Below are 7,581 nucleotides of genomic sequence, written 5' to 3' on the forward strand. Positions count from 1 at the left end.
TTGAAAGAGAAAAAAGTGAGGGGGAAGAAAGGTTTTTTGGGTTGGAATGAAGGATTATGGAAAATTGACACCCGATTCAATTTCCAATTACTGGATTAAAAACAATTCACTGCTTAGGCTTAAATGGTCTTTCTTCCATTTTTCTAGGTACGGCCCATACCGATTCGGTAATAAAGGAACCATGGCCTATGGTAGATATTCCGAAATTGAAATGAAGGTTCTGGTCCATCATAATAGGATAAATTGGTCTTTTGTAATACCGATAAAGAATTTCTCCACTTTTCAGCACTCGTCCGTTCGGTCCAAAATATTCGCGCATCTCAAAGCGGGTGTGAACGTCTTCTCCTTTGGAATTTTTGACAATAAAAATCTCTTCTGGTCCATCTAGACTACCCTGTTGGACTGAGGTGATTATAATAGATTGAGTACTGCGATTTTTTATCTCTAGTTCGACGTACATTGACGGTCCATCTTTAGTCGTCTCCTTAGCCACATAGTTTATTTTAGTCCAAATCGGAGTATTTGACAGATTGTATTGGGCGAAGGTATTTTGGAAAACACCCAAACTTAGAAGGAAGGTTGCTCCAATAATTCCAAGGACCTGAATTGATCGGTTCATGTCATGTGTGTATATTTTGATTTTTTATGGTCACATGGAATTTCTCCTGGATTATAACTATCCCTATGTGTGTTGCTTCGGGTCATGCTCGATTTCATTTCATTTTTCGTTAGACTAAAAAGGGAGTAAAGTACTCCCCTTTATTCAATCTTTGTACTTTTTTCTATTAACCTGACAAATAAGCCTTTTTGCCAAGAGTCTGTATCGACAGTGGTAGCAATCTAACATAGCAAATTACTAACAATTATATATTTCAACAGCTTAGTTCAAGGTTAACTAATTCTCCAAGCTTGGCCGCTATGTCTGAAATTGTCTCCTCTGCTGTGCTAAGACCGGTCCGTGATGCGAGTAAAGGACTAACTTCCCGGAGAGCTTCATATGTCGTGTTATGAACAATGGGAACTAATTGGTCACGAGCAAGCAATGCTGAAAGTTCTTTGTCTGCGATACCTTCTTGAGGGAGGCGTTTAATTAATGCAGGAGTGACCAATACCAGCCCTATCCGAGAATTCGCCAAACCCTTGTCTATTGCCCGCATTAACGGAACACCAAGTGTCACATCCTTTTCACTAAACCATACTGAAACACCATTCAATAAAAGTAAATCATGAAGTTCCTTAGCAACACCCAGCCTGTCGTCCCAAGCATGACAAAGAAAAACATCCCTTAGGTCATGGCGTGACGCAAGTTTCTCAACTGTTTGACGAACTGGCGTAAGTGCCTGCACCTCTGCTGCGGTATAAAATACTGGTGAACCTGCTCTTGACCAACGTGGCTTTGATCTTCGGGTAGTAACACTACTCCTGCCACTTGAACTATTTCCGATTGAATAACTTGATGAGTAGGAAGGATATGGATTGTAGATTCTAAATCCTCGACTACTACATGCAGGACAGGCATCTCTACCACTTTGAGTACGATGTCCGTATCTTGGCGCTGTGCATCTTGACATAAATTATTATTATATTTGTTATTTATTTCTTTAGTTTTAATGAATGGTAAAGTTTACCTACATTGGTATTATGCGTTTTTTGGAAATTACCCTGTTTGTTTTAAGAAATCCCAAATCTGATTTATTTCATGGCCCCACAAATCAATATTGTAGAAAATGGAATTTGAATCTTCTTGAGCAGATACCATTCTATTTGAGAAGACGTCATAACAAAAACATAAATTTGGCAAGGCAACCTCATCTTCTCTAACAACCTCTTTTTCTAGGTATTTCCAAAGAACTGCTGCAACCAACCTAGATTGATTCAGATCAAAAGGTTTTGTTTTACCAAAATGTATTTTAAATGCTCCCAAATAATTTTTACCCTCAATCTGTGTTCGAAATATTACATCTGGTGCAACTAAAATCTCTAAATTACTAAGAACAAGAATTTTTGAATCAGGAACCACCTGTTCATACGATAAAGATTGAAGTTCTCGGGGCTTAGAAATCTGAAGAAAATTTTCTAAAGCCTTAATAGAAACTTTTTGATCATTTTCTTGTCTTGAATTCTTAAAGCTTATCCTACTTTTCAATTTCTGCAATCCAGAATAAATTGGTTGAGGATCCCAGCCCTTTGAGATACTTTTTTTAATTCTTGCTCTCGCTAGCTGGTACCATTGAATTAAAAAACGATTCGGTGAAATTTGCTGTTTTACAATATTCTGTTTTCCTTTTACTGTTGCCTTGGAAAATTCAGCCAATTGGTTTAGGGATAATAAGGCCATACTGTAGGTGGTTTTGGTAAGGTGATAAATTTTAAAAAGGGCCGACCATAGATCGGCCCGGAGCCAAAATGGCTTAATTCGGTGTGGATCTTCTATGTCCAGGCACCACGATTTTCTTCCCGTCCACCTTTCTGGTGTGGGGCTTTACTGGGACGATTTTCTTCCCATCTCCGGTTTTTGCCATTGTTCTAGCGTTTAACCACCTCTATCAAATAGGCAGAGGCATTACCTACCGGGAAAATAAAAAAACTCTTACCTTTGGGTTCTCACACACCAAGTTTAAGAGGGAGAGAGCCTATTTTCCCAACGGGAGCTCTCCCCTTTTTTTTAATATTTTGACTAAGCCTTTTTCAAAACTAGCTTCACCTTTTTAAACACTCTTTGTGCCAAAAGTCACAAAGTCAGACAGTTTGACGATGATTGTCGGAATTAATCAAATCCTGCCAAATATTATTCTGAATTGACAAGAACTCGACAGAATTACTAACATGTCAGGTGACAGACTGGCAGAATGACATTCGTTTTTTGATGGTTGTCAGGCATTTATGCGTATTCCAATTTCATTTCTTCAATTCTTTCTAGGATATCATTTACCGGTTGGTTGAGTTCTTCACCCATTTTGATCACCTCATTGGGGTAATCTTCTTTTAGAAGAGTCATCAATGCATAATATGTAGGTTTAAAAACTTCTTTGAGAACTTCATTCTTTGTAAACAGGCCTAAGGCTAAGTGATATTGTTTTTTAGCCAAAAATAAGAGAATGGTATCATTGAAATTACCTCCAAGCGAATCGAGCTCAATTGAATCTTTGAGTACTGAATCTGAACTCAAAAATTCATTAGCTTTCTTATACTCGCCCAAAACAGTATATCCAAAAGCAGCATATACCTTTAAAAATGAAGGAACAATTTCGGCTTCTTCAAGCCTTTCCAACAGACTTTTAAGTTTTTGCTTATCCAAAGAAACCTCGATATTATAAAAAAGTAAATTAGAAATTAGCTGTGTAAACTTAATGTCTCGAACGTTTATTTTATCAAAATCAATAAGTGCTTTTTCCAAATACAAAATAGCATCGTCGAATTTATCAGACTTGAATTTTTCTGAATTGAATATTTCGAGACCATGGTAAAAATTATAGTATGGATTATCTTTAGGCAACAATTCTAATAACTTTTTACTCTTATCTTCTGACTCCTGATCAAAATGAAATTCGTAGAACTCCAATAGATCTGAAACTTTTACAGCTCCTTGTTCAAAGCCAGAAACCATCAATTCTTCTGCCCGAATATCATCACCCTTCTCAAAAGAAATCATGGATAAATGTTTATACGGAACAATTTCTCCTGCCTCAACGGCTTTCAAGTAATGATTTTCAGCTAAATCATATTCCCCCACCTCAAAAAAGGCCTCTCCAATTGCAAGATCTTTTTCTCCCTGCTTAATTTTAGTGTTTTTATTCAAAACATCTACCAACAATTTAGGATCCTTTGCCAAAACACTAAGCTGCTTCAAAAAGTCAAAATCCTCATAATCAACATCATCCAATAAAAGTAATTCTGGCCTAATTTTTTCTATTTGCTTATCTAGGAAGTAAAAAAATGACAATACAAATCTGTGGGAATTTATCTTTTCTTTAGTTCCTTCTAGTATATGAATAGCCCTTTTAAGATCACCATCTTTAAAAGATCTGGTAGCAAGGGCAAGTTTTTTCTGCCCCATATTTAACAAAGGCTTTTGGTCTTCATTTAGGATTGCCAATGTTGCTTCCATTAGTTGATCTAGAATTATAGTATTTATTTTGTTGATATCGGCAAGAGCTTCTGCCAATAGTAGAGCAGATTTAGAATTGTATGATCCAGATTTTAACCGCTCAATATGTCTTTCTAAAAACGAATCCATACCTTCTTCGTCATCGTACCAAAATTCTAAAAACTTTGTCAGCCATTTTACTTTTCTACGGTCTCGGCGGTCTCCATTCCGCATTAGGTACCAAATATTAAAGAACCGTTCTCTTAATTGATAAAAGTGATTTTTGGTATTTGTCTGTTTTTTTTCGATGACATTATTTTTCTCAAGTTGGGCCAAATGCGCTGAAACCAATTTTGTTTGAAGTCTTTTCCCATCTTCTCGGATTTGTGCAGCAATCTCTTTTGCACTAATTGCATCCCAATTTTTTGCTATTACGTCCACAATTCTCCTCTGCTGAACTGGCAATTCTTCGATTCTACTTTTATAAAGAGGTGTAATTTGATCCAAAATGGTTTCTAGATCATTTAATGCAGAGCCATCCTTATCTTCCAGAAGGACTTGGTACACCATCATTAAGGTTCGGATTACTCCTCCGGTGAGAATTGCAAGTGTATCTATTTTACCCTTTGCTTTCCTCAAATCAATTTTTTGCTCGCTTTTTTCTTGAAGTCTTTCAATCAATTGGTAGGTCTCTTCTTTATTCAATCCGTCCAGCCGAACTATTTGAAAAAATTCATAGAAGGGCTCTGAATAATCATGTAAATCCTGAAGCACAATTGCCGAGGCACCAACAATCCTAATCTCACTGCAATGCATTAAAATCTCTCGAAGCCTCCTTTTTTCCTTCTCCTTGAGATTTTCCAAAAACAACTGTCCAAAGTTGTCAAAGAAAATAATCAGTTTCTTTTTATTCTTTTGGAGAACTTCGATTAGGTACTCATAGCACCTTTTTTCATAATCTTCAAAATCAATAAATGCTTCGGTATGGTTGAAATGCTCACCATCCGTATCCAACGCATCGTCGAGAAAATCAAGTAATTTTTCCCAAAGCCTTGAGAGTGAAGTCAAGTCATAGGATTCCTCCCCAAAAAAAACGGGCAAAAGCCAATCATTCAGATCAGGCGAGTTTTCAATTTCATACTTCAACCTAAGCAATAGGGTAGTTTTACCCATTCCACGCTGGCCTTGAATGAGAAAATGCTTTTCAGGATATTTCATATCACTTGATTTGATATCCGAAAAGATTTTTTCAAAATTCTTGGTTCTAACCACGAAACTTTCGATCAGTTCCGGTTTCGAAAGGCTGGCAGGATTATATAGTGTCTTGACGCTCATTTTCTTATTTGCAAATATGTTTACGGCACCACATCTGAAGGATTGGGGAGGTATACCGGTAGAATTTTTCATCACTTTTGAATAAATATCCGTCTCCTTCCAAGATATCCATGATTCTCCGGGTCTCTTCGACGGAATGCTTTACTCCAAAATCCAAGATTTTGTCTATGCTAATCGTTTCCTGGAGTGCGATAAATTCAAGAACATCAAACACAAAATTGTACTCATTCCCTTTGAACAAAGCTGATAAACGGGCGAAATAGGGTTCAAACTGCGGTTTGTTCCTTAAATGGACAATCTGATCAAACGCTTGATCAATAGATTTTTCAGTGATTTCCCCTCCCTCACTTGCTTCAAATACATCGACGATCTCTTGAGCGATCAACTGTAAGTGGAAGGGAATTAGCCATCCCATTTTTTCCAAAACATATCGAATCAAGGGAACCGATAGGCTCACCTTATCGTATTCCAAGAGTTTGGTTAAAAAATCCTGAGCCTCTACTAAAGAAAGTGGAGCCACTTCAACGGTTCGAAGATCATTAACTGCCGTTAGTTCGGTTACTTTCTCAACCATCGGGAAAAGAGACAAAGAACCTGTGTAGACAAAATGAATCTTGTCCAGAACATGTCTATGGTGGCGTAACTCCCTGTTTTTTTGAATGAAGTGTTCTGCAGCTTCATTGCCATCACTATTCAGAATGTTTTGGATGGTTTGGGGAAATTCATCTATCAGGATAACCACATGTCCAAACTCAGGCTTTATATTTTCAAATAAGTCCGTTAGAATCTGGAAGTAATCCGTCTCGCCTTTTTCCCTAATCTCAACGTGATAAACAGTTTTTACCCTTCCCAAAACTGATTCAATTCCCCCTTTTATTGTATCATAGAGCTTACTCAGTTTTCCAATGGCTTCACTTCTGATCAACGCTTCGAAAATAACTTTAAAGAACTCATTTTCAGAATCCACCGACTCCGTGATCACATATACAAAAAAGTAGCCTTCCTGAGGGAATTCCTCGATATGTTTGAGAATAGAAGTTTTACCAACTCTCCTTGGAGCAGAAAGGTAAATACTGGTTCCTTTATCTAAGACCCTATAGATCTTTCGCACCTCAGATTCTCTGGGATAGAAGGCCGCACCTCTTGCCGGATTTCCTAGACTATTTTTCATTTGACAATTTTCTTATTGCCAAAATTAATGACAATATTTTTATTGTCAAATAAGTTGGCAAAATTTTTATTGTCAAATAAAGATTCTTAGAAGCAGCTCGGTAAAACGGCAATGGAAAATCAAAAAATCCTATCCTAATGCCTTAGCTCAAGCCATTCAGACATCGCATAATCAATATCCTTTTCCGTAAACCTTAAAAGTTCCGACAAGGATATCGGGTCTACGCTGAAATCATTAAAAGTCTGCTGCAAAACACCATTTTCATCATAATAGTACCCGTGGTAGAACCAACGATACACCAAGCCTAAACCATTCAATAAAAATTCAACTTTGAAATTTTCCTTAAGGTCACCACTTTGGTAGAGAAAAAATGTCATTTTTCGAGCATTATGTGGCAAATCATGACATCTATTTTGAATAAGTGGTAAAAGTTCCTCTGGATTATTAGTGGAAAATGAATGATCTACTATTCTCATATTTTTAAATCAATTGTTATGTGGGAATTTTCGGCGAATATTTTGAATTTCAGTCTTTCTACAAGAACAACTTCACCCCACTCTCCCCCTATGGGAGTAGTCATATTATCGATTGGACTAGGTGGAATTTGACCGCCCTTCATCCTGGCCCAAGGCTAAAATCATTTACAACAAGATTTTTTGACGCCTTGCCCTACCCTATTATCCCTATCAATTTTTCAATTGGCTTTTTAACCTCGTCCCTCCTTCTCTACATCCTCTCTTACTTCTCCTTAAGGAATGGACGTTCAAGTAGTGGAAAACTTAAAGACCCTGGTCCAGTGCTGACTGACTGCACTATTAATGAGCAGGAGGATTTGGAAGAATCTGAAAATCAAGAAGTCAATGGATAACTGGGATCGTTGGTTGGTTAAAGATTGGCAATTGGCTGGTAGATCGATGGTATCACAAGAAAGGAAAAAGTCTGAAACTAAAAAATACCCAATAGTAGAATAGCCCCAAAAAGTTAGACA

Annotated in this window: 7 protein-coding genes; 1 reads left to right on the top strand and 6 read right to left on the bottom strand. The window is 37.2% G+C overall.

Translation table 11 applies throughout. The features are described from left to right. Positions 1–106: 106 nt before the first annotated feature. From DK188_RS20950 to DK188_RS20975, 6 genes are all read right to left on the bottom strand, one after another. Positions 107–619 (bottom strand): hypothetical protein, encoded by a 513-nt coding sequence (locus tag DK188_RS20950; RefSeq protein ID WP_111672818.1) that lies wholly within the window; start codon positions 617–619, stop codon positions 107–109. A 253-nt stretch (positions 620–872) separates the two neighbouring features. Next, positions 873–1,346, bottom strand: a complete 474-nt coding sequence (locus DK188_RS20955; RefSeq protein WP_232825786.1) for a toll/interleukin-1 receptor domain-containing protein — start codon at positions 1,344–1,346, stop codon at positions 873–875. Positions 1,347–1,657: 311 nt separating this feature from the next. Beyond that, the gene (locus DK188_RS20960; RefSeq protein ID WP_111672820.1) at positions 1,658–2,338 is read right to left on the bottom strand and encodes a hypothetical protein; all 681 of its coding nucleotides are present in this window, start codon (positions 2,336–2,338) and stop codon (positions 1,658–1,660) included. A 543-nt stretch (positions 2,339–2,881) separates the two neighbouring features. After that, positions 2,882–5,494 carry a winged-helix domain-containing protein gene (locus DK188_RS20965; protein ID WP_111672821.1) on the bottom strand — a complete coding sequence of 871 codons (2,613 nt, stop codon included), beginning with the start codon at positions 5,492–5,494 and terminating at the stop codon, positions 2,882–2,884. Beyond that, entirely contained in the window at positions 5,427–6,593 is a 1,167-nt protein-coding gene (locus DK188_RS20970) for an ATP-binding protein (RefSeq protein WP_111672822.1), read from the bottom strand. Before DK188_RS20970 ends, DK188_RS20965 begins: the two co-directional genes overlap by 68 nt. Positions 6,594–6,727: 134 nt before the next feature. Next, positions 6,728–7,069 (bottom strand): hypothetical protein, encoded by a 342-nt coding sequence (locus DK188_RS20975; protein ID WP_111672823.1) that lies wholly within the window; start codon positions 7,067–7,069, stop codon positions 6,728–6,730. A 20-nt stretch (positions 7,070–7,089) separates the two neighbouring features. On the opposite strand from DK188_RS20975, the gene DK188_RS21570 reads away from it, so the two are divergent. Beyond that, positions 7,090–7,461 (top strand): hypothetical protein, encoded by a 372-nt coding sequence (locus DK188_RS21570; RefSeq protein ID WP_157963320.1) that lies wholly within the window; start codon positions 7,090–7,092, stop codon positions 7,459–7,461. The last annotated feature ends 120 nt before the right edge of the window (positions 7,462–7,581 follow it).

It is taken from the genome of Algoriphagus litoralis (assembly GCF_003259255.1).
In the GTDB taxonomy this organism is placed as follows: Bacteria; Bacteroidota; Bacteroidia; order Cytophagales; family Cyclobacteriaceae; genus Algoriphagus; species Algoriphagus litoralis.

Bases quoted from the DNA above. Each gene is read 5' to 3' on its own strand.
- DK188_RS20950 (WP_111672818.1), bottom strand. From the start codon at position 619: ATGAACCGATCAATTCAGGTCCTTGGAATTATTGGAGCAACCTTCCTT.
- DK188_RS20960 (WP_111672820.1), bottom strand. From the start codon at position 2,338: ATGGCCTTATTATCCCTAAACCAATTGGCTGAATTTTCCAAGGCAACA.
- DK188_RS20965 (WP_111672821.1), bottom strand. From the start codon at position 5,494: ATGAAAAATTCTACCGGTATACCTCCCCAATCCTTCAGATGTGGTGCC.
- DK188_RS20970 (WP_111672822.1), bottom strand. From the start codon at position 6,593: ATGAAAAATAGTCTAGGAAATCCGGCAAGAGGTGCGGCCTTCTATCCC.
- DK188_RS20975 (WP_111672823.1), bottom strand. From the start codon at position 7,069: ATGAGAATAGTAGATCATTCATTTTCCACTAATAATCCAGAGGAACTT.